At 48.9% G+C, this 21,948-nt stretch carries 17 protein-coding genes; 10 read left to right on the top strand and 7 right to left on the bottom strand.

From position 1 onward, the window contains the following. Positions 1-46 precede the first annotated feature (46 nt). The 4 genes from ACFS25_RS11595 to ACFS25_RS11580 form a co-directional block, all read right to left on the bottom strand. Positions 47-463, bottom strand: a complete 417-nt coding sequence (locus ACFS25_RS11595; RefSeq protein WP_381500258.1) for a ribosomal maturation YjgA family protein — start codon at positions 461-463, stop codon at positions 47-49. 33 nt (positions 464-496) lie between these two features. Then, entirely contained in the window at positions 497-1,531 is a 1,035-nt protein-coding gene (locus ACFS25_RS11590) for a zinc-dependent alcohol dehydrogenase (RefSeq protein ID WP_381500256.1), read from the bottom strand. Between the two features lie 14 nt (positions 1,532-1,545). Next, positions 1,546-2,886 carry an MFS transporter gene (locus tag ACFS25_RS11585; RefSeq protein ID WP_381500253.1) on the bottom strand — a complete coding sequence of 447 codons (1,341 nt, stop codon included), beginning with the start codon at positions 2,884-2,886 and terminating at the stop codon, positions 1,546-1,548. A gap of 103 nt (positions 2,887-2,989) precedes the next feature. Next, a complete protein-coding gene (locus tag ACFS25_RS11580; RefSeq protein ID WP_381500250.1) occupies positions 2,990-3,850 on the bottom strand; it encodes a glycerophosphodiester phosphodiesterase family protein in 861 nt (286 codons plus the stop codon). A gap of 163 nt (positions 3,851-4,013) precedes the next feature. Here ACFS25_RS11580 and ACFS25_RS11575 point away from each other — a divergent pair, with 163 nt between their 5' ends. Continuing rightward, on the top strand, positions 4,014-5,030 hold the full coding sequence (locus ACFS25_RS11575; protein WP_381500248.1) for an LLM class flavin-dependent oxidoreductase: 1,017 nt from the start codon (positions 4,014-4,016) through the stop codon (positions 5,028-5,030). 89 nt (positions 5,031-5,119) lie between these two features. Here ACFS25_RS11575 and ACFS25_RS11570 read toward each other — a convergent pair whose 3' ends face one another. Further along, a complete protein-coding gene (locus ACFS25_RS11570; RefSeq protein ID WP_381500245.1) occupies positions 5,120-8,155 on the bottom strand; it encodes a leucine--tRNA ligase in 3,036 nt (1,011 codons plus the stop codon). A gap of 155 nt (positions 8,156-8,310) precedes the next feature. Between ACFS25_RS11570 and ACFS25_RS11565 the strand changes: the two genes are divergently transcribed. The 4 genes from ACFS25_RS11565 (at position 8,311) to ACFS25_RS11550 (ending at position 11,553) form a co-directional block, all read left to right on the top strand. Next, positions 8,311-10,125 carry a hypothetical protein gene (locus ACFS25_RS11565; protein ID WP_381500242.1) on the top strand — a complete coding sequence of 605 codons (1,815 nt, stop codon included), beginning with the start codon at positions 8,311-8,313 and terminating at the stop codon, positions 10,123-10,125. Then, positions 10,094-10,387: a S8 family serine peptidase gene (locus ACFS25_RS11560; RefSeq protein WP_381500240.1), complete on the top strand. Its 294-nt coding sequence runs from the start codon at positions 10,094-10,096 to the stop codon at positions 10,385-10,387. The genes ACFS25_RS11565 and ACFS25_RS11560 overlap by 32 nt, the downstream gene beginning before the upstream one ends. Before the next feature lie 70 nt (positions 10,388-10,457). Continuing rightward, on the top strand, positions 10,458-11,036 hold the full coding sequence (locus ACFS25_RS11555) for a Crp/Fnr family transcriptional regulator (protein WP_381500237.1): 579 nt from the start codon (positions 10,458-10,460) through the stop codon (positions 11,034-11,036). Positions 11,037-11,103: 67 nt separating this feature from the next. Continuing rightward, complete coding sequence (locus tag ACFS25_RS11550; RefSeq protein ID WP_381500234.1) at positions 11,104-11,553, top strand: DoxX family protein; 450 nt, start codon at positions 11,104-11,106, stop codon at positions 11,551-11,553. Between the two features lie 97 nt (positions 11,554-11,650). On the opposite strand, the gene ACFS25_RS11545 is transcribed toward ACFS25_RS11550, so the two are convergent. Together ACFS25_RS11545 and ACFS25_RS11540 are read right to left on the bottom strand one after the other, a co-directional pair. After that, complete coding sequence (locus tag ACFS25_RS11545) at positions 11,651-13,033, bottom strand: RagB/SusD family nutrient uptake outer membrane protein (protein WP_381500230.1); 1,383 nt, start codon at positions 13,031-13,033, stop codon at positions 11,651-11,653. A gap of 21 nt (positions 13,034-13,054) precedes the next feature. After that, a complete protein-coding gene (locus ACFS25_RS11540; protein ID WP_381500225.1) occupies positions 13,055-16,108 on the bottom strand; it encodes a SusC/RagA family TonB-linked outer membrane protein in 3,054 nt (1,017 codons plus the stop codon). A gap of 512 nt (positions 16,109-16,620) precedes the next feature. Here ACFS25_RS11540 and ACFS25_RS11535 point away from each other — a divergent pair. The 5 genes from ACFS25_RS11535 (at position 16,621) to cysD (ending at position 21,932) form a co-directional block, all read left to right on the top strand. After that, positions 16,621-17,688, top strand: coding sequence for a sulfite exporter TauE/SafE family protein (locus ACFS25_RS11535; protein ID WP_381500222.1), 1,068 nt, complete (start codon positions 16,621-16,623; stop codon positions 17,686-17,688). Between the two features lie 111 nt (positions 17,689-17,799). Beyond that, positions 17,800-18,993, top strand: coding sequence for a trans-sulfuration enzyme family protein (locus ACFS25_RS11530; protein WP_381500220.1), 1,194 nt, complete (start codon positions 17,800-17,802; stop codon positions 18,991-18,993). Between the two features lie 84 nt (positions 18,994-19,077). Further along, the gene (locus ACFS25_RS11525; RefSeq protein ID WP_381500218.1) at positions 19,078-20,181 is read left to right on the top strand and encodes a Gfo/Idh/MocA family protein; all 1,104 of its coding nucleotides are present in this window, start codon (positions 19,078-19,080) and stop codon (positions 20,179-20,181) included. A gap of 41 nt (positions 20,182-20,222) precedes the next feature. Then, positions 20,223-20,954, top strand: coding sequence for a phosphoadenylyl-sulfate reductase (locus ACFS25_RS11520; protein ID WP_381500216.1), 732 nt, complete (start codon positions 20,223-20,225; stop codon positions 20,952-20,954). Positions 20,955-21,029: 75 nt separating this feature from the next. Next, a complete protein-coding gene (gene cysD / locus ACFS25_RS11515; RefSeq protein ID WP_381500213.1) occupies positions 21,030-21,932 on the top strand; it encodes a sulfate adenylyltransferase subunit CysD in 903 nt (300 codons plus the stop codon). Positions 21,933-21,948 lie beyond the last annotated feature (16 nt).

The raw sequence follows: 21,948 nt of genomic DNA, 5'->3' as shown, positions 1-21,948 counted from the left end.
CTCGCACGAGAAGGCCTTTTTGCTGCTAGAGTTGACTGTAAGTTTATTAATAACTCGTCTTCAGCTTTCCCTGATAACGCGCCGGAATTAAGTACATCTCGGTTAGTAAACCCGCCATAGCACCAACGCTATAACAAAGCAAGTCACTCCACACAAATGTAAAGCCCAACACCAGTCCACCCAGGCGCGTAGCCCGCACGTTATCAATCCAGGGAGCGTGGTAGAGTTGCGTAATCTCAATGCTGAATGAGAACAGCAATGTCACCAGTAGTATGGTTTTAACAGGCCATCTTTTGATGGTAAAAGCAAGACCGAAAAACACCATCAGCGCCCACAGTATATCACCTACATAGGTCTTGACAAATGATATTTCTCCAAAAAAGCGTCTTGATGCTAACCCTGTCAGCAGGACACTTATCGTGAGTAGTCCGTAAATGATCCGGTTTCGATTGATTGACGGCATTTTATGATTCAGGTTGTATGCGGGTATATTACATTAAGAAACGGCGAGATCCAGCACGATTTTAGTATGATAACCCATGCTGGCCGTTTCGAGAGCTGACGCGAGATTATCGAACGGCTCCCTCGCTGATATGATGCGCCCCGGTTGCAGAAAGCCGCTTTCAATTAAGCCAATAGTTCGTCGAAAATCAACGGGGTGCTGGTAAATGATCGACGTAATAAGGTTGATACCCTGCCGGGTCATGCTGAACTCGGTAATAGCACTCGGCTTATCAGACAGCCCCGCAACAACCACATAAGCGCCACGAGGAGCAGATTCTATAGCCAGCGTGAGTGCCGGGGCCGCCCCTGCACATTCAAAGACGGTATGCACTCGCGCGTCCTTACAGCTCCTAGCGATCTGAGTTTTATCGGCATTGGCGGGAATTGGTATCGCACCAAACGCCGATGCCGAATCAACCTTTTCCTGAACGCGGTCGTACGCCAATACGGTATACCCCATTCTTTGGGCCAAGTGACTAACCAATAGCCCGATAGCCCCCAGCCCGATTACGGCTATGGTATCGCCCGGTCGGGCAGGAGACGAATATAGCGTGTGCAGGGCTACAGCCGTTGGTTCAATAACCACGGCATCATCATCACGTATACTATCGGGAATTGGCCAGGCAAAATTCGAGGGAACCACCGCGTAATCGGCGAAGCAACCCGTTTCCAGTACGCCAATAATGCGCTTGTTGGAGCAGATATTACTGCGCCCCCGCCAACAATAATCGCATCGGCCACACGGATAATTTGGCTCAATAACCACGCGGTCTCCAAGTTGAAGTTGGCTCACGCCTTCGCCAACTTTATCGATGTAGCCGATGCCCTCGTGACCAATAATCAATGGAAATACCAGGTCGGGCCGGTGTCCCTGATACAAGGACACATCAGAGCCACAAATACCTACTGATTTCATTTTAATCCGTACCTCACCGGGGCCAGGTTCGGGAATTGGTCGCTGCTGAAGTTCGATAAACCGGGGTGCGGTCAGTACACCAGCCTGCATATAGGTTGACAGTTCGCTCATTACATTCTGATTTTTCAGGCCACAGGGGTCAATTGCTCATTGTCTATTTCGACCGAACGCAGGACGGGCATGACTAAATGAATAACGATCAGACCAATCAGATAAGAGCAACTGGCGAAAATAAACATGGGCTTATACCCAAAGGACGCAACCACATAGCCAGTGGCTCCCGCAACAACCATACTGGTCATGCCGCCCAGAAATCCACCCATACCCGTAGCTGTAGCAACCGAGCCACTGGGAAAAAGCGTCGTAGACATGGCATACACATTGGTCGACCAGCCCTGATGGGCCGCCGTTGCCAACGCCAGTAAGGCAACGACTCCAGTGAAACTATGCACGGACGGAATCAGGTAAATGGGCGTAACGGCGAGTGCGCAGATAAGCATCGTTACTTTGCGCGCCTTATTTTCAGTCCAGCCGTTTTTCATAAGCTGAGTAGCCAGCCATCCGAAGAAAATGCTCCCTATATCTGACACAACGTAGATGATCAGAAACGGAATACCGAAATTCTTTAGATCCAGCTTCCGGTCGAGTTGATTGTTCGTCAGCATGAAGTCGGGCAACCATGTGAGGTAGAAAAACCAGACCGGATCGGCGAAAATCTTACCGAAACAGAACGCCCAGGTTTGCCGATACCGACTCAACTGAAGCCACGAAAATCGGCTTTTCAGCCCAGACGTGTCGGTCACCTCCCGACCTTCGGTAATATATTGATATTCCGATTTAGAAAGAGCCCCGGTTTCTTTGGGATTTGAATAACTAATCCACCAGATAACGAGCATCAGCACCCCCAGCACCGCCGAAATCAGAAACGACGCCCGCCAGCCAAACTGCTGCATCAGATAGGGTACCAGCAAGGCCGTAGTGATAACGCCCATGTTAGAGCCTGCATTCAAAATGCCGGTTGCCGTAGAGCGTTCCCGCTTGGGAAACCATTCGGCAATCGCTTTCATGGCCGATGGGAAGTTGGCCGATTCGCCAAGACCCAGCACAGCACGGACCAGCGCAAATTGCCCAACCGTCGATATGAAGCCGGAAGCAATACTGGCAACGCTCCACACAGCTATGCCGATGGAAAACCCTTTCTTCGTACCAACCCGGTCAATTAACCAGCCAATTAACAGAAAGCCAATGGCATAGGCTGCTTTAAATGCCGAATCGATCAAGCCCATCTGAATACGAAATTGCTTCAGGTGCTCGTTTGTCAGCAGGGTATCAGGCGGTAAGCCCAGCAGCGTTTTCTTGAAGATGGCGTCTGTCATAACAAATGACAGCGCCTGCCGATCTACGTAATTAATCGTCGTAGCCAGAAAAAGCAACGCAATAATTCTCCAGCGGTAATTTTCGTGCATTAAATGAGCGTCTATTTTGGAATAGGGTAATTCAGCCGCGTTTGGTTAACGAATTCGGCTATTAGGCAGTAAGCGTTTGCCGCTCATAACTTACCCTTTTCAGTTACTTCACCACCTGCCAAACCTCTAGTGGACGGTCGGTACTCATTATATCGGCTCCGTTTGTAGCAAACGTTTTGTAAAGCTGATCGCCTTTGGCCACAGCCTGTTTGTCTAAGTTGCCAAGTGTACCAAGAATACAGGCTATGCCTTTTTGATGGAGAAATGTATACAATTCCGCATCGGGTTCTTTGACGCCGACGAACGCAACCATCCGATTATCGGGAACGCCAAGTTCATGAAGACGGTCATATTCGGCGTGGTTGCGGATGGTCACCGAGATCATCAGATTCGGGTCGAGCTTATTGAGTTTGGCGGCATCCTGAGCGTTGTACGTAATTACGGCGACATAATCGCTCGCGCCGGTTTTATGAATCATGTCTACCACTTTCGCAAACGATACGTTACGTTTGACATCGAGCGTAAACGTCACTTTGTTTTTTCCCCAGCGCAGGACTTCTTCCAGCGTCGGAATTTTGTAAGGTGTCACGTTACCCTGATTATCTTCCAATCTGTACTGCCCAAGTTCGGCGTAATTTCTATCGATTAGTTTTCCGGTGCCGGTGGTTGTGCGGTCCAGAGTGGCGTCGTGCATCATCACCATCACGCTGTCTTTGGTCAGGTCAATATCGCACTCAATGATAACGGGCAGATTTTTAGCCAGATACGCAAACGATTCAATGCAGTTTTCGGGATAACCTTTCAGATCGCCCCCACCCCGGTGCGCCGAAATTTTTCCCTTCTGGTTGGGTTTATAGCTAAAGAAATCGTACGCCTTGCCAGTCGAAACGCTAGTATATGTTTTAGGCGAACAGGTAATCAAGCCAAAACTGAGGGCAAGTACACTAAGTTGTTTTAGGGTCATAATGAATATCTGCCGATTGGCCGTAATTACGAAAAAGCGGATTACAATCAGGAACCGTTCCGATAAACCGCGTTGTTGATAAAGAAAAAGAAATTGGCCTTCAACACCCTGTTTACAGCCTAATACGCCGTAAAAATAGGGTAACTAAACATAGCAACGTATTATGATTCCCTTTTCAGTTCTAGATCTTTCGCCCATTATAGCCGGAAGTTCGGCTACGCAGGCCCTACGCAGCACCTTAAATCTTGCCCAACACGCCGAGCAGTTGGGTTATAATCGTTACTGGTTAGCCGAGCACCACAACATGCCGGGCATTGCCAGTGCGGCTACATCGGTCGTTATAGGCTACGTAGCCGGTGGCACGAACACCATCCGGGTAGGGTCTGGCGGTATTATGTTGCCGAATCACTCCCCATTGGTAATTGCCGAACAATTCGGTACGCTGGAATCACTTTATCCGGGCCGAATCGACCTTGGTCTGGGCCGGGCACCCGGTTCTGATCAGGCCACCGCACGAGCCCTACGGCGCGATGCTACTGGTCCGGATACATTCCCGCAGGATGTCGTTGAACTACAGCACTATTTCAAGCCCGACGAGTCTAACCAGTTTGTTCAGGCTATACCGGGTACGGGTCTGAACGTACCAATTTGGATTCTGGGTTCCAGCTTGTTTGGCGCACAACTGGCCGCCATGCTTGGTCTGCCCTATGCTTTTGCTTCGCATTTTGCGCCAGCAGAATTACTGCGTGCCTTGCAAGTTTACCGGACGCAGTTCAAACCGTCTGAGTACTTAAAACAGCCTTATGCGATGGTAGCTGTCAATGTCGTTGCCGCCGATACAGACCAGGAAGCACAGCGTTTGTTCACGTCGATGCAGCAGCAATTTCTTTACATTCGGCGCGGAAAGGCCCGACAAATGCAGCCTCCCGTCGATAATTTGGAAGAGCTTTGGCCAGATTATGAATTGGCTGGCATTGAGCCGATGCTTCGCTGTTCAGCCATTGGGTCGCCTGAGACCGTGCAGCGCGGGTTGGCGAGTTTTATTTCGCAAACAAAAGCGGATGAGTTGATTATAACGGCTCCTATTTATGATCATCAGGCCCGCAAATACTCGCTCACACTTACGGCACAGGTACGTGATGCACTGGCAGCCCAGCAATTGGAACCGATTGCCGCGTAATGTAAATGCCCAACTCCCTTTAGGAGATTGGGGCATTTACGGCTAGCGTCGAAGTGGGGTCGGGTTCTCAAACCCGACCCCACTTGCTTTTAAAGAACTACGTTGACAATCCGCTTGGGCACAACAACAACTTTCTTGGGCGTTTTACCTTCCATCCACCTCTGCACAATCTCGTCGGCCAGCACTTCCCGTTCAATATCGGTGGGGGCCCGGTCAATGGCGAAACTAATCGTTGTGCGAACTTTGCCGTTGATTTGAATTGGGTACTCGAACGTATCCTCAACTAGATAATTTGGGTTGAATTTTGGAAATTCAGCCTTCGAGAGTGTGCCCGGTTCGTTACCTAACGCGGCCCAAAGCTCCTCCGTGACGTGGGGCGCATAGGGTGACAGTAACAGGACTAAATCCTGCAATACAGACCGTTTGTGGCAATTCAGAGCGGCCAGTTCGTTTACGCAGATCATGAATGAACTCACCGACGTATTGAACGAATAGGTTTCAATATCGTATTCCGTTTTCTGAATGGTTTTGTGCAGGATTTTCAGTTCGGCGGGTGTCGCTGGATCATTCGTCACAATCCAGTTGCTCGACTCAGCATCCGATGTTCCGGCAGCATTATCTTTATAGAATAACCGCCAGAATTTACGAATAAAACGCTGGACACCGTCGATACCATTTGTATTCCAGGGTTTTGCCTGTTCGAGCGGCCCGAGGAACATTTCATAAAGCCGCAATCCATCAGCGCCGTATTTCTCCACGATCATATCAGGATTGACGACGTTGAACTTCGACTTCGACATTTTTTCAACTTCCGCCCCAACATAAAACTCGCCTTCTTCTAGTAAAAATAATAGTTGATTATCGGACAAATCTGTACGAGTTCTTTTAAACTCTTCAACGTCCAAAATATCGTTATCTACAATATTTACATCCACATGGAGACTTCCAATGTAAAAACTAGAAACGGGTATCCCATCCTTTACATTGAGTTGATCATCACTGATCTTATCAGCTATCTCATTTCCTAACTGTTCTCGAACAAGGCGTTTAAATTCTATTCGAGCATCACTTGCAGATAAAACATCTAATTTTTTATATATTCCATAGGAAACAAAAATGTTGGTAATCTTGTATTGACCGCGCGACTTTAGTTCTTCATTTTCTGAGAACAACTGATAATTCTGAGTATCAACGAAACGATACACAAAATTTGATCGCCCCTGAATCATGCCCTGATTGATGAGCTTTTTGAACGGCTCGTCCTGCGGTACATATCTTCTGTCGTATAAGAACTTATTCCAGAAACGGCTATACAGCAAGTGACCGGTTGCGTGTTCGGTGCCGCCAATATAGAGGTCCACGTTCTGCCAGTAGTTGATGGCTTCTTTGCTCGCAAATTCGCTGTCGTTCTGCGGGTCCATATACCGATACCAGTACCACGACGACCCCGCCCAACCGGGCATGGTTGAGAGTTCGTATTCGTACCGTGAGCCGTTGCTCTTTCCTTTATATTTCCAATCCTCTGCGCGGCCAAGCGGTGGTTCGCCGGTTTCGGTGGGCAGGTATTTGTCAACGGCGGGCAACTCCAGCGGTAAGTCGCTCTCGTCGATTAAGTAGGGCAGTCGACCCGTCGAACCGCCCTCCTTGAAATAAACGGGAACGGGTTCACCCCAGTAACGCTGGCGGCTAAACACGGCATCACGCATCCGGTAGTTTATTTTACCTCTGCCCAACCCCCGTTCCTCCAACCAAGCGATTAGGAGTGGCGTGGCTTCTTTGTACGTTAGTCCGTTAATCATGCCCGAGTTGATATAATGCCCTTCTTTGGTGTTATCGGCCTGCTGATCAATGTCTTTCTGGGCATCCAGAATCGGGACGATAGGTAAATTAAAATGCGTTGCGAAATTCCAGTCACGCGCATCGCCCGACGGAACGGCCATGACCGCACCCGTACCGTAACCTGCCAACACGTAGTCGGCCAGGAAGATGGGGACTTTCTCTTCGTTGAACGGATTGACGCAGTAACTGCCCGTAAACACACCTGACACCGCTTTTGTATCGGCCATGCGGTCGCGTTCGGAGCGAAGTTTAGCGGCATTAATGTAGGCATCCACTGCTTCCTGCTGCTCAGGTGTTGTCAGTTCCGAAACCAGTTCATGTTCGGGTGCCAGCACCATAAATGTAACCCCGTAGATCGTATCGACGCGGGTGGTGAACACGTCGATAAACCGCTGATTGTCTGTTGCCAATGGAAATTTCACACTCGCCCCCACCGATTTCCCGATCCAGTTACGCTGTTGTTCTTTCAGGGATTCAGTCCAGTCGATGGTGTCTAAACCTGTCAGCAGGCGGTCGGCGTAGGCGGTGATACGCATCATCCATTGCCGCATAAGCTTCTGCTCTACGGGGTAGCCGCCCCGTTCCGAAACGCCATCTTTAACCTCATCATTTGCCAGTACCGTGCCAAGAGCCGGGCACCAGTTCACGACGGCATTCGCCAGAAATGTCAACCGATATTTTAGGCTAATCTCGTAGGATTCCTGTGTCGACATAGCGTTCCACTCGGCGGCAGTAAACGTAGAAACATCTTCATCGCACACGGCATTGACATCGGTCGTACCATTTGTAGCGAATTTTTCCAGCAGCGTTTCAATGGGTTCGGCCCGGTCGGTTTCTTTGTTGTACCACGAACGGAACAACTCCATAAAAATCCACTGCGTCCATTTATAATACGAAGGGTCAGAGGTGCGTACTTCCCGTGACCAGTCGTAGCTGAAGCCAATATTTTTTAGCTGTTCAATATATCGGGTTAGATTCTGTTCGGTCGTAACAGCCGGGTGCTGACCCGTTTGAATGGCGTACTGCTCAGCCGGAAGCCCAAACGAGTCGAATCCCATCGGATGCAGTACGTTGTAGCCTTTCAGCCGCTTATAGCGCGAGACAATGTCCGACGCGATATAACCCAACGGGTGACCAACGTGCAGACCTGCCCCCGATGGATACGGGAACATATCGAGTACGTAATACTTTGGCCGGGCTGTATTCTGCTCTGGTTTAAACGTGTTGTTAGTGTCCCAAAACTGTTGCCAGTATTTTTCAATCTTAGAATGGTTGTAGTCGGCCATAAGTGAGTAGAACGGATTCGAAAACCCATTCGGTTGAATCTGAAAGTAGCCTTGCGGCTGAACGAATTATCAATCCGTTCTATTTAAGTTGCAAAAATAGGCGTTTACCAAGACTTTTGTCTATCGGCCCTGTCGATGACTGTACAAACTCCCGAATGAATCAAGTTTGCCCGCCTACCTTTCCGCCAACAAAAAATACTGTATATCTGACTAACTGGCTATGGACAATTGGTTTGGGACTGATAACGATTGGGTTAACGACTTGGGTTGTGGGCGACTTTCGGCATCCCCTCTCCGATGGCACCGATACCGACCAGTATGAATACGTCGGTTATTTTTTCAGCAAGAACCTCACCCTCTGGCCTTTTCCTCACCTTAACCTAACTAATACCCAAACATTTTATCCCTACGGCACCAATCAGGTTTTTTTAGATTGGGGCTTCGAGCGTGATTACTGGTATGCTTTCTGCTACCGACTGGCTGGTGGGCCAGGGCCTTATCTTCAATACTATTATGTCTATAGTCTGGTCGTCGCATCCGTTGGAACGTTTATTCTTTTGCGTGCCAGATTCGGCCTAAAAAAGTCGTTTGTTGCCGGGTTAATTGTATCCGTCTTTAATTTTTATGCGCTCTGGAAGTTCCCTATTCACATGAATGTCTGTGTCGGTCACTGGACGGTTCTGTGCATGGTGGCAACCTACCGGCTTTTACTGGATGTACTTAATCGAAAAACCGTTTCGCTGGTTTACATCCTGCTGTGGATAGGGCTGCACGTTCTGGTATTGGGGCAGGAACTGGCCTACGTCGCGGGGTTTGCGTTAACGTTCACAACGTTAGTGTTCCCGGTGTTAGCGGTCGTTCTGTTTCAACGCTTTAGAAAGGCGCACTGGTTTAACCTGGCGACCGGCTATGTGCGGGAGGAGTTTATGCGGAACAAGGCGGGGGTTCTGTTCGGGCTGCTTCTGATTGTCATCAGTCTATATTTGTACTTACCGCTCACGTTGCAAGTTGCGTTTACGGCCTGGCAATTCGATTTTGGTATTGTGCCCGAACTCCCTTCCTGGTCGCACCCGGCGCGATTGTTGCTCCCGCATCTACCCGGCATTGACAGTTATTCGATTCCCTATCAACTGTGGTTACGGGATACATTCGAAAGTTACGGACAAGGTAGCCCCGGCTTATATATAGTCATACTAGCGGGCGTTGGCTGGTGGCAAATCCGGCATAGACTTGCGCTTTGGCTCCCTATCGTCCTGATGTTACTACTTTGTGTGCTATATCATCCGGTGCTGTTTCCGACATTGAAAGTATTTCCCTGGTTCAGCTTTAATCGACACGGCGGGCGAGCCAGTCTGATTTATCCGGTCCTACTGATGCTGCTGGCTTTACCCGTTCAGTGGCCCAGCCGATTGCCCAGCCAGGTGGGCTACATATTGGTAGTCGCACTTTTAGTAATGGAGTGGTATACAGGCTATTCCTTACGATTGTCGGTGCCGGTCAAGGTGGCCTCGGAGAGTCTGCTGCGGTATTGTTCTATTGTGCGGGAACAACCCGGTGTGGCTGTGCTCGACTGGCCGTTCTGCACAATTGGCGCAAATGGCGTCGGCGACAAAGAAGGACTTTGCCCCTATTATACACAGCAAAATGCGGTCTTTACATTCCGGCGCTTTTACGATAAAAGTGGCGTTGGACAATATTTCGGGCGCTTGCATCCCGACCAGATTCAGCCCTTTCTGCGCGACGGCTGGCCCCGGCTGCTCACGCCCAGTCGGGCATTTACGGAACAGGACTGGCAGTTTCTAGATTCGTTTCTAGGGAAGAACAACTTCGCTGGCATTAATTTATATACCGACTTATTGACACCCGAACAGGTAGCTCAATTTTATCGACACTATGGTCCACCCATAGCCGAAACAACCTTTCCAGCGGCTGGGCGCGTTGTATTTATTCGCCTTTCCAGAGAAAAATAGCCACTACGGACAAGGGACGCAACGGCCATTTCGTCTTCAGCGTACATCGTTTTCCAACTTCGGCAGCAGTGTAGATGTCTGCGCGTATGGGGTTCGAATCAAGTCGACTTACAAAGACGGCACCTATGCAACGTTGAGTGGAACCTCTATGGTGGCTCCCCACGTGACGGGTTTGTTATTCATTCGGGATGCTAAGTTGCCTACGCATGGAACGGTGACGGGTGATACGGATGGAACTTCTGACCCAATGGCGGGCGAGTAAATGGTTCTGTTATTAGATCAAATCGGGCGTTGGGACTAACTCTAACGCCCACTTTTCGTTTGTAAAGCATATGAACAACCTTGACCGATTACGCCAGCGACTCGATACGCTATCACCGCAAACTGATGACGACTGGCGCCAGTTTACACCCATTGTGGAGTCAGTCACTTACCAGAAAAACGACTTCCTAATTCAAGCAGGCCAGGTTGAAAACCACATTTATTACATTGAGGAGGGTATGGTTCGGCTCTTTCTGAATGACGACGGAAAAGACATTTCGCTCGACTTCGTTTTCAGTCACGACTTCGTTTCGGCGTATTCCTCTTTTCTAACGGGTCAACCTACTGCGTTCACGGTTCAAGCCCTGACCGATGTCCAAGCATTACGGTTCAGCCGTAGTAATTTGATGAATTTATATGACCAGTCGCACAAAGCGGAACGTATTGGCCGCTTGATTGCCGAACAGGCATTTTTACGAAAAACCAGCCGTGAAGTGCAATTTTTAACCAGTACCGCTAAACAGCGCTATCTTCAGTTGCTGGAACAAAATCCCATTTTGGTACAAAAAATTTCCATTAAACATCTTTCTTCCTATCTCGGCATTGAACCCGAAAGCCTGAGCCGGATTCGTCGGGAGGTGGTTTCCTAACAAATGTTAGTGGATAGTGACTACCTGAGCCGGACCTTTGGCTTATCAATCAACCGGCACTAACACTATGGCTTTCTTCTTGGGTTTACTTTCAATAGGTGCACTGCTTTACGGAATTGGCTGGCTAACCCAAACGCCATACCTGCTTGATACGCATCATGATACGTTATTAGCCACCACCATTATGTTCATGATGATTGGCCTGACGCACCTCCGGAAACCGGATCAATTGACGTACATGGTTCCAACATTTATGCCTAATGCCCGACTGCTCGTTTTAGTATCGGGCGTGGCCGAAATTGGCCTTAGCCTTAGCTTATTGTTCGCCGAAACTCGCTTCTGGTCCGCTTGGGGGCTAATTATTTTACTGATCGCTATATTCCCAGCCAACGTTAATGTAGCCCTTAATAATCTACCTGCGCCGGGTGGCTTACCAGCCAAGCCCTGGTATATCTGGTCGCGGTTACTGTTTCAACCAATCTATATTGTCTGGATTTGGTATGCCGCCCTGACTTGATTGATCGTTACGGTTAACGTGAAATTACCGGTTGCTGTAATAACAAAAAGCGTCCGTCAGACTAATGCCGACGGACGCTTTTCCATCTAATCAATTCTTATAACGGATTCGCTAACTCCCACTGCGTTTCGGCATTGGGACGAACCATACTATCGAATACCTTATACGGCGACGTGCTATAGGGCAAGGTAGTCAGCAAGTTATACCGGCGGGCATCGAACCAGCGGTGACCTTCAAACAACAGAGAATATTTGCGCTGATTTAACACTTCAGTAATGAGCGCGTCTTTCGTAGCGGCACCGCTGTAGGCGGCCAAACCTGCCGTTGTGCGAACCACGTTGATGGCGGCTGTAGCACCGGGTAGATCACCCGTTTGGGCTTTGGCCTCCGCCGACATTAGCACCAGCTCTTCGTTACGGATTATACTGATCGGTGCCGCGTTAGAGGCATATAGCTGAATCTCGTAACTTGAGCTAATAGCGCCTGACGAGCGGGCGGTGGTACGTTTACGCGTTTTGGTTGCAATGCGCTTATCACCGGGTTCGGCACCCGTTACAATATCATCAAATAATACATAAGGTGCACCGTTGCCATCAGGATTCTGGAACAGGCTATTTGGCGTATCATTCTGTGCATTGGCAAAGTTGAGTTGTGGCCCAACAGTAAGACTGCCCGTCAGACTTAAGAACGACTGGCTTAGAGCCGTGTTCATATTTGCCCAGTCCTGCTTGTACATATACGCACGGGCCGCAAACGCCCGGTTCACCTGCTTCATGGTAGCAGGCGTTGTGAAGCCCGCCCAACCGCTGGTGAATGCCGAAGCAAACGCGAATGTGGTTCCGGCTGCATCCAGCGAGGTTGCTCCGTCATTCAGGGTTGAAATAACCAGATCAAGGCCACCCGCATAGTCCGTAAATTTGAGCGGCTTGAGCATATCGCCCGGCGTATTCAGGTCTGTGTAGCCCGAACGAATACCGTTCTTATACTGCATGTTCAACAGTTCCAGCATAGCCCAGCCCTGAATGGTACGGGCAAATCCTTTGGCTCCTGCTTTCTCAGCAGCGCTCAACGCTGTTGCACTCTGACAAGCCAGATTGAAAAATTCAGCAACCCGGCGCGTACTTGAAAAGCTGGTATAGTAGGTATTGAAAATACCATTGGGATCAGTCGCTCCGCCAAATGTGGCTGCGGTGGTACCCAATAATTCTGTGAAGTAGCGGTTATCAGTCGAAGCTGAATTAATTCCTTCGCGCCCAACGGTCGACGTGATCCGAATCAGGTCCAGATAGCCAGTACGAGGCACAGCCTGCACCCCAACGGCCAGCAGGTTAACCTGGTCGCGGGTGGGGTTATTGACGAATGATGCGACCGAAATGTTATTGGGATCAACGAGCTTATCCGTCTTGAAAAAGCCGCACGACGTCAGCCCGCTCACCAGAGCAGTTAGTACGACGCAGGTAGAAAATTTAGTACGTATCATGATGTCAGTTCGTTGGATTAATTAAAACGTAAAGTTCAGGTGGAAGAATAACCGGCGCGATGCAGGAAACGACAGCAGGTCAACACCCGCGCCAATAGGCCGGTTACCAAACTGTGATGCTTCGGGATCATACCCCACGTATTTAGTCCAGACGAACACGTTATTGCCCGATACACCTAGTTTAATTCCCTTCACCACGTTGCCAAACAATTTACCATACGATGCTTTCGGTACGGTATAGTACAACGAAACTTCGCGCAATTTGACGTATGAGGCATCCTGTACGTACTGACGGGTTGTTACGCCGGGGCTGCCGTATTGCCGGGCGATACCATTAACGGCACTCCCGTCGCCGAGGCCCGCTGCTGCCCGGTCTGTTTTGTAGAGGTTATCATTTTTGGACCAGTCAGGCGAAGTGCCGCCTTCGTCCATCAACTCCTGGCCCAACGATGCATTGTAGTTCTTGTAACTCCAGTGAAGCAGGAACGAGAACGAGAAATTGTTCAGAAATGTAAACGTGTTGTAAGACGACAGATTAAACTTCGGTTGGAAGTCATTGTAAGCCGTTGGATTCCCATTGGCGTCATAAGGTGAACCATACCAGGCCGTTGGCGAGTAGGTTGTACCATCGGCGGCTGGTTTCAGAATCTGGTTCGTACCAAAACCACCAAACCCAGATGATGGAACCGTGAAGCTCGGCACATCCAGCCGGGTAACATTCGTGCGGTTAAACCAGTAGTTCAGCGTCGAGTTCCAGTTGAAACCCCGCTTCTTAATAATTTGCGCATTTAAGCTTAATTCGATACCCTGATTTTTCAGGTCACCTACTGGATACGCGTTGATTTGGGTTGCGCCCGTGCTGGGTGCCAACTGATATTGATACAGGAAGTTCAATACGCGTTTATCATAGTAGGTTGCTTCAAGGGTCAGGCGATTATTGAAGAAACCAACGTCAACACCCGTCTCAATTTCGGTTGCGGTTTCGGGTTTGGCATTGGCATTTCCCAAAATTTGTGGCACCGCTACGCCTGACTTCCCGTCAATTGAGTAGTTAGTCAGCGACGTGAAGGTATTGCCAAAGCTTGCCGAGCGACCCGTTTGGCCATAAGCCGCCCGGAATTTTAGTGATGAAACTAAGTCTTTCGACTTCCAGAAATCAAAATTTGCTACGTTAACGGCTAACGACGCTTTAGGGAAAGCGTATAATTTAGTATTGTCTCCGTTCAGGCTCGACCTGTCCATACGAATACCACCAGTCGCTATGATGCGATCTTTCCAGTTGATTTCTTCCTGTGCCACAAACCCTACGTCCTGCGATTCAAGCAGATAGGTGTCCGTTACGCGGGTGTCGGCTGTGTTCGGGTTTTTGTTTGGACCGGGTTTCAGACCGCGCCCCTCAATATACGACTGCGTCTGGCTGTTGGTAAGCCGTACTGTTCCTAGCGATGTCGTAAAATTAAAGCCATTATCCAATTGCAGATTGTCTACCAAAAAGCCTTGAACGTTGGTGTTAAAACTGCGGTTGGTCGTGTTCCGAACAGCCCCAAAATAGCCTTTACCCACGTTTACCCAATACTGCATATCGCTTGGTGAATACGCCTGAGCTTCGCCAAGAATATAATCTAAACCACCCTGCACCGAGAATTTTAGTTGGTGATTCTTCTTGTTGAGCAAATAAAAATTAGCGGTCAATGATTGGATAAATCGGTTGGTCTGCTCAATGTTACGCATTTCATCGACTACCTGAAAAACGTTCTGGCCCGTAAAGGGGTTGGCCGGGTACGTACCATCGGCATTCCGATGTTGTTCGAGCCAGGGTGGCAAATAAGCCAAGTTGTACCCTAACGAGACGCCATTATTATCGTTTCCGCTAAATCCGCGCGAGGAGGAGGAGTTAATGAAATTCGACCCTACCGAAATATCAACGAAGTTCGACAGCTTAGCGTCGATGTTGGCCCGGAAGGAATTCCGTTTGAAGCCCGTCGCTTTCTGCACGCCGTCTTCACTCAACACGCTACCATTCACGTAGTAACGCAATTTATCTGTTCCTCCCGACACGTTCAGTTTCGTGTTGCGAAGCAGTCCCTTCTGACCATAAATTTCGCGTTCGTAATCGTATCGTTTGGCATTGTCGCCCCCGGCTGCATTGTAAAGCTGCAACATTCTGTCATCACTGACCAAAATACTGCGGCCGCTAAGCGTGCTGGCTGTCCACGGCGAGGCACCCATTCCGGCAAATTTATTTACTTCGGCAAAACCAATGTCCTGCCCTAAATTCACAACGGTCTGGCCGTTCTTACCTTTTTTTGTGGTGATCAGAATAACCCCAGCGTTGGCCCGTGTCCCGTAAATAGCAGCGGCAGAAGGCCCTTTCAGCACTTCGATATTCTCAATATCTTCAGGGTTAATATCAGCGATTCGGTTTGAGGCCTGGTCCTGGGTTCCGGCGGTTTGTCCGGTTGCTCCATTAAATGAACTGGTACCGGCACCTGTCGCAAACTGCGAGTTATCGATATATACACCATCAATAATATAAAGCGGTTCGGAGTTTTGTGTTACCGACGATATACCGCGCAGTTTCACCGAAAAGCCACCACCCGGTGCACCACTGTTGGCCGTAATATTTACGCCCGTAATCTTACCGTTCAGGGCACCATCTACCGTTTGGGGTTTCGTCACGCCCGAAATCTGGTTGGCTCCAATGCTGGCTACCGCGTTTGCGGCATTGGAGCGCTTCACGCTCGTAGCCAGGCCCGTTACAATTACTTCTTCAAGTTGTTGATTTCCATCAGCCAACGTTACATTAACAATGGAACGGTTGCCAATAGCAACTTCCTGCGTTGCAAATCCGATGAAGCTGAATACAATCGTTCCGTTGGATGGAGCATTTAATCTAAAGTTTCCGCTAGCATCGCTATTGGTTCCAATAGAGCGGCCCTTTAGCACCACACTGGCTCCGGGAATAGGGCTTCCCTGGGAGTCAGTTACACGCCCGGTAATGGCTTGATCCTGAGCTATGGCTACGCCAATAAGTCCAAAAAATAGCCAGAAACTAAGTAGTAATTTTCGATTCATTTTGTTTGATTTAAAGTATTAGGCTACAACTAAATTGAGTGCAAAATAAGTGTTTGTTTTGCACAATCTTGTTTTACAACCCTAATATTTCATAGTATAGGTAAACTACATTATCTTCTTCTGTAACCTCTTTTAGGTATGAATGTGGTTTATACTTATATCTGTGCGTTTTTTTGGCTTACCATTCATATCTATCATCTTGTAATTTGTCAAATTTATTTTCCTTTTATTCCACTGTAGTCGCTAGGGACTAGGGAACGCATAAAAGTTGGAATACATAGCGTATTAGTAGCGCTTATTCGGTCATTCGAGTGACTTGAACGATTGGTATTCTATACGCTGTTTATAGTCTCGGCTTGCATCTGTTCGCTTCATTTTCTTACCTTTGTCCCACTCCTAAATCAGCGCCCTAATTAAGCGTGCTGATTTAGCGTCAGTTATACTAGCGGCACATCGACGTGCCGTTTTTCATAAGAGAAATAATCTATTAACTCGATAGGCATTAATACCTTATGCAATCACCGATTATCTCCACAACCGATTCGGCCAATGACACGGTCATAACGCCAAAACCGGGACTAGACCTTAATGGTCTAACTATTAATATTGAGGGAGATAATGCGTCCATACAAGCTGCTGCGCTACGATCTGCATTCCCTTCGGCAAACGTGCAAACCGGCCTGTCTCGCCCATTACTACGACGGCGGACCCGTACCGAAATCGCAATTTATGTTTTTGCGGCTCTCGCGTTTATGATCGTAGGGCATCTCCTGTTGAGTTACTTCACCCTGGATCGACTAACACTCATCGCCAGTGCCATTGATATCACGCCCGATATTTTTTACTTTATTATGGCCGGGTTCGTCGCGCAGATGATCGATGGCGCACTAGGCATGGCCTATGGCGTAACAGCCACAACATTTCTGACGAGTGTAGGAATCAGTCCGGTATTCGCAACGGCTAGTGTTCACAGTTCCGAAATTTTCACCAGTGGTGTGTCAGGCTATATGCACCTTAAGTTCGGTAATGTGAACAGCCGGTTATTCAAGGCTGTCCTGATTCCGGGCGTTATCGGGGCCGCTCTGGGTGCGTTTCTCATTGTCAAGCTAGCTGACGTTGAGGTCATTGCCAACTATTTATCGCCAGCTATATCGGTTTATACGGCCATTCTGGGTATCTTAATTCTCAAGAAAGCACTGGCCAAGCAACCCAAGAAAAAACCCATTAAGCAGATTGGTCTGCTGGCGTGGTTCGGCGGTTTTGTCGATGCCATTGGTGGAGGGGGCTGGGGACCAATCGTGAACTCAACCCTTATTGCTGCGGGGCGGCACCCGCGCTATACCATTGGCTCGGTCAATCTGGCCGAGTTCTTTGTTTCGTTTGCCTCGTCGGTGGTTTTTGCGTTATACGTCGGCCTAGGCAATTATGGTATGGTGATTCTGGGCCTTATTCTGGGCGGCATGATTGCAGCCCCTATTGCCGCCCATTTATCCCGCAAATTACCCGTTAAAACCATGATGATCCTCGTCGGAATTGTCGTTATCCTCGTAAGTTTGCGAAAAATCATTAAGTTTTTTTAATCATTTAATGTGAAGTTGGTCCGGGTGGCCGGTACCATCTCAAAACCGACATAGGTAAATCGAGCAGAAGTCGGTTTCTCAAAACCATCTTCACACGCCGGACCAGACAGCATGAAAAAACAAACCAAAGCTATTCGCATTCAGGCGGAGAAATCACAGAATCGCGAACACTCCGTACCGTTATACTTAACATCGAGTTTTGCTTTCGAAAGCGCTGAACAGGGAAAAGCCCTTTTCGAGGAAACGGAAGAAGGAAATATTTATTCGCGTTTTTCAAATCCCAACGTAACAGAGTTCGTGGATAAGGTTTGCATGTTAGAAAATGCTGAAGACGGCATTGCTACAGGCACAGGAATGGCGGCTGTTTTTGCAAGCATGGCCGGTCTACTGAAATCAGGTGACCATCTGGTGGCCTGCCGGGCCTTGTTTGGGTCAGCGCACCAAATTATTACCCAGATTTTGAGTAAGTGGGGCATCACCCACACGTATGTAGATGCTACCGCCACCGAAGCGGAGTGGGAAGCCGCCATGCAACCCAACACCCGTATGGTCTATCTGGAAACACCCTCTAACCCCGGCCTTGAACTCGTCGATTTGGAAATGATGGGCCGGTTGAAACAGAAATACGGGTTTATTTTGAATGTGGACAACTGCTTTGCGACACCAATTCTGCAAACACCCATTGATTTTGGTGCGGATTTGTCGGTGCATTCGGCCACAAAATATATGGATGGTCAGGGGCGCGTATTGGGCGGGATTGTTGTTGGTCGTGCCGACCTGATTCAGCCGATTCGCTTTTTTGCCCGGCATACCGGTCCGTCCCTATCGCCGTTCAACGCATGGGTGCTGTCGAAAAGTTTAGAGACGCTGGAGTTGCGTATGGAACGCCATTGCCGCAACGCGCTGCAACTGGCCGAAGCACTGGATACCCACACCGATGTTGAGCGCGTATTGTATCCGTTTCTTCCCTCCCATCCGCAATACGACCTGGCAAAACGGCAAATGAGTGCGGGCGGTGCCATAGTTACGATTGAACTGGAAGGTGGTTTCGAACGGGTTAGCGCCTTTTTCGACGCGCTGCAAATACCAACGCTCTCCTCAAACCTCGGCGATTCCCGCACGATTGTAACGAATCCGAACACGACTACCCACGCAAAACTAAAACCCGACGAAAAAGCCGCATTGGGTATTACACCGGGTTTGATCAGAATTTCGGTAGGTCTGGAAGCCATTGAGGATTTGATTGACGATTTCACTCAAGCAGTAGAAAAGTCAGCAGAAGTGGTTAAAGAGAGGGTAGTGTAACGGATGGCTCGTCTAGTGGACTTGGTTACAGCACGAGACGTTCTACTATCCACCAATTACCCAGACACCTTAAACCAGCCTTTCATGCTACGTTATACGCTCTATCTGTTATTTCTTCTGACTCAATTTGCCCATGCCCAGTCCACTAAAAAACCGCTCCGCGTGGGAGTAGTTGGGTTGGTTCATACGCATGTACATGGCATTCTGAATAAGGCATTTAAGCAACCAAACCAGACAGATATTGAGATTGTGGGTATTGCCGAACCCAACCGCGAACTAGCCGAACGGTTTGCAAAACAGCACGGCTACAGCATGAGTCTGGTTTATGCAACGGTTGCGGAAATGCTCGACAAAACAAAGCCCGAAGCCGTCACGGACTTTGGCCGGATTGTTGACCATAAGAAAACAGTGGAAGCCTGTGCCCCTCGTGGCATTCACGTTATGGTCGAAAAACCGCTGGCAACGAGTTTCGCTGATGCCAAACAGATGGAAGCACTGGCAAAAAAGAATAATATTCAGCTACTGACTAACTACGAGACAACCTGGTACGGCAGTAACCATAAAGCGTACGCGCTGGCAAACACGGAGAAAGCCGTTGGCGACCTACGAAAAATTGTCGTTCACGATGGGCATCAGGGACCTAAAGAAATTGGTGTAAATAAAGAGTTTCTGGACTGGCTGACAGATCCCGTTGCGAACGGTGCCGGAGCGCTGTTCGATTTTGGTTGCTACGGAGCCAATCTCTCCACCTGGCTTATGCACAACCAACGCCCGGTATCGGTACTGGCCGTGACCCAGCAAATCAAACCGGACATTTATCCTAAGGTAGACGATGAAGGGACCATTATTCTGACCTATCCGCAAACGCAGACAATTATTCAGGCATCGTGGAATTGGCCATTTGCCCGCAAGGATATGGAAGTATATGGACAAACGGGCTACGTCTTTACGGTAGACGGCACCAGAATGCGCATCAGACTAAAAGATGAAAAGGTTGAACATGCTGCCGAGGCCACTTTAGCAGATGCCCCGGCTACCGATCCGTTTGCCTATCTGGCGAGGCTCCTGCATGGCGAAACTAAACCCGACGAATTAACGTCATTAGAAAATAATATAATCGTCATGGAAATTTTGGATGCCGCCCGGCAATCGGCCAAAACTGGCAAGGCGATAACGTTACATAAATAAACTTATGCGGTATTAAAACCGTGTGGGTTTGGCTAAAAATTATGATTGCGGAACCGACTTATTCACTCGAAAGCCTGACCGGACAACTACACGGTCTGAGCAATATTGACGCCCTGCGCGCGCTGGTTGAGTTGTTTCCCGGCGAAGTCATTTTTTCGACCAGCCTGGGCTATGAAGATCAGGTTATTACAGACCTGATTTTAGCTAACAACATCCCTATCAAGATTTTTACGCTCGATACGGGTCGCATGTTTTCGGAAACCTATTCGGTCTGGAAAAAAACCAACGACCGCTACGCTACGAAAATTGACGCCTATTTTCCAGACAGGACAGCCGAAGAAGGGCTAATGACGGGAAAAGGACCTTATAGTATGTATGATTCCGTTGAGAATCGGAAAGAGTGCTGTGGTATCCGAAAAATTGAGCCATTGAACCGAGCGTTGAAAGGCCAGAAAGTCTGGATTACAGGCATTCGCGCCGAACAATCAGCCAATCGTCAAAGCATGCCTCAACTCGAATGGGACGACGCTCATAGTCTCTTCAAATTCCACCCATTGATGGATTGGACCTTTGACGAAGTGAAGCAATATATTAAAGATAATAATGTACCCTACAACCCACTTCACGACCGGGGGTTTGTGAGCATTGGTTGCCAACCCTGCACCCGCGCCATTCAACCGGGCGAAGATTTCCGCGCGGGCCGCTGGTGGTGGGAAGACAACTCAAAGAAAGAGTGTGGGTTACACACTCACGAGGAAGCATTCAAACCATAAGTTATTCAGACATAGCCTGGAAAAATTCAGGTCTAATGAATGATAATTTAGTGATCTGAAATTACGATTCAAAGAATGAAATTTGATTATTTAGACCAGCTCGAATCCGAAGCCATCCACATTATGCGGGAGGTTGCCGGTCAATTTGAGCGACCCGCCTTGTTATTTTCGGGTGGCAAGGACTCCATTACGTTAGTACATCTGGCGCTGAAAGCATTTCGGCCGGGTAAATTTCCGTTTCCGTTAGTGCACATTGATACAGGTCACAATTTTCAGGAAGCGCTCGACTATCGGGATAATCTAGCCGAACAAATTGGTGAAAAACTCATTGTTCGGTACGTCGAGGATACCATCCGCGAAAAGAAATTGAAAGAGCCAACGGGTCGCAATGCAACCCGAAACGGCCTTCAAACCTTTACCTTATTAGACACCATCGAGGAGTTTGAATTCGATGCCTGCATTGGCGGAGCCCGTCGGGACGAAGAGAAAGCGCGGGCGAAAGAGCGGGTTTTCTCCGTGCGCGATGAGTTCGGCTCCTGGGACCCTAAACACCAGCGGCCCGAACTTTGGAATCTCTACAATGGCAAGATTCACAAGGGCGAAAACGTTCGCGTATTCCCGATCTCAAATTGGACTGAACTTGATGTCTGGAACTATATTCGGCGCGAAAAAATCACGCTCCCAAGTATTTACTTCGCCCACGACCGTGAGTTGATCATCCGCGATGGCAAATTAATGGCCACCGCGGGGGGGGTTATTAAACCGGAACCCAATGATCAACTGGTGACGCGCCGGGTACGGTTCCGCACCGTTGGTGACATTTCCTGCACAGCCGCGTCGGAGTCAACAGCCGAGACACTTGACACGGTTATCGACGAAATTCAGGCCACACGCATCTCCGAACGGGGTGAAACCCGCATGGACGACCAGCTATCCGAAGCCGCAATGGAAGACCGCAAAAAAGGTGGATATTTTTGATTAATGAGCAATCGTA

The sequence above is a fragment of the Spirosoma flavum genome (assembly GCF_042686045.1).
GTDB classification, from domain to species: Bacteria; Bacteroidota; Bacteroidia; order Cytophagales; family Spirosomataceae; genus Spirosoma; species Spirosoma flavum.
This window is presented reverse-complemented; position numbering and strand designations above follow the sequence as displayed.

What these genes read in the sequence shown, in the direction of transcription:
- ACFS25_RS11595 (WP_381500258.1), bottom strand. Translation starts at nt 463, where the DNA reads ATGCCGTCAATCAATCGAAACCGGATCATTTACGGACTACTCACGATA.
- ACFS25_RS11590 (WP_381500256.1), bottom strand. Translation starts at nt 1,531, where the DNA reads ATGAGCGAACTGTCAACCTATATGCAGGCTGGTGTACTGACCGCACCC.
- ACFS25_RS11585 (WP_381500253.1), bottom strand. Translation starts at nt 2,886, where the DNA reads ATGCACGAAAATTACCGCTGGAGAATTATTGCGTTGCTTTTTCTGGCT.
- ACFS25_RS11580 (WP_381500250.1), bottom strand. Translation starts at nt 3,850, where the DNA reads ATGACCCTAAAACAACTTAGTGTACTTGCCCTCAGTTTTGGCTTGATT.
- ACFS25_RS11575 (WP_381500248.1), top strand. Translation starts at nt 4,014, where the DNA reads ATGATTCCCTTTTCAGTTCTAGATCTTTCGCCCATTATAGCCGGAAGT.
- ACFS25_RS11570 (WP_381500245.1), bottom strand. Translation starts at nt 8,155, where the DNA reads ATGGCCGACTACAACCATTCTAAGATTGAAAAATACTGGCAACAGTTT.
- ACFS25_RS11565 (WP_381500242.1), top strand. Translation starts at nt 8,311, where the DNA reads ATGAATCAAGTTTGCCCGCCTACCTTTCCGCCAACAAAAAATACTGTA.
- ACFS25_RS11555 (WP_381500237.1), top strand. Translation starts at nt 10,458, where the DNA reads ATGAACAACCTTGACCGATTACGCCAGCGACTCGATACGCTATCACCG.
- ACFS25_RS11550 (WP_381500234.1), top strand. Translation starts at nt 11,104, where the DNA reads ATGGCTTTCTTCTTGGGTTTACTTTCAATAGGTGCACTGCTTTACGGA.
- ACFS25_RS11545 (WP_381500230.1), bottom strand. Translation starts at nt 13,033, where the DNA reads ATGATACGTACTAAATTTTCTACCTGCGTCGTACTAACTGCTCTGGTG.
- ACFS25_RS11540 (WP_381500225.1), bottom strand. Translation starts at nt 16,108, where the DNA reads ATGAATCGAAAATTACTACTTAGTTTCTGGCTATTTTTTGGACTTATT.
- ACFS25_RS11535 (WP_381500222.1), top strand. Translation starts at nt 16,621, where the DNA reads ATGCAATCACCGATTATCTCCACAACCGATTCGGCCAATGACACGGTC.
- ACFS25_RS11530 (WP_381500220.1), top strand. Translation starts at nt 17,800, where the DNA reads ATGAAAAAACAAACCAAAGCTATTCGCATTCAGGCGGAGAAATCACAG.
- ACFS25_RS11525 (WP_381500218.1), top strand. Translation starts at nt 19,078, where the DNA reads ATGCTACGTTATACGCTCTATCTGTTATTTCTTCTGACTCAATTTGCC.
- ACFS25_RS11520 (WP_381500216.1), top strand. Translation starts at nt 20,223, where the DNA reads ATGATTGCGGAACCGACTTATTCACTCGAAAGCCTGACCGGACAACTA.
- cysD (WP_381500213.1), top strand. Translation starts at nt 21,030, where the DNA reads ATGAAATTTGATTATTTAGACCAGCTCGAATCCGAAGCCATCCACATT.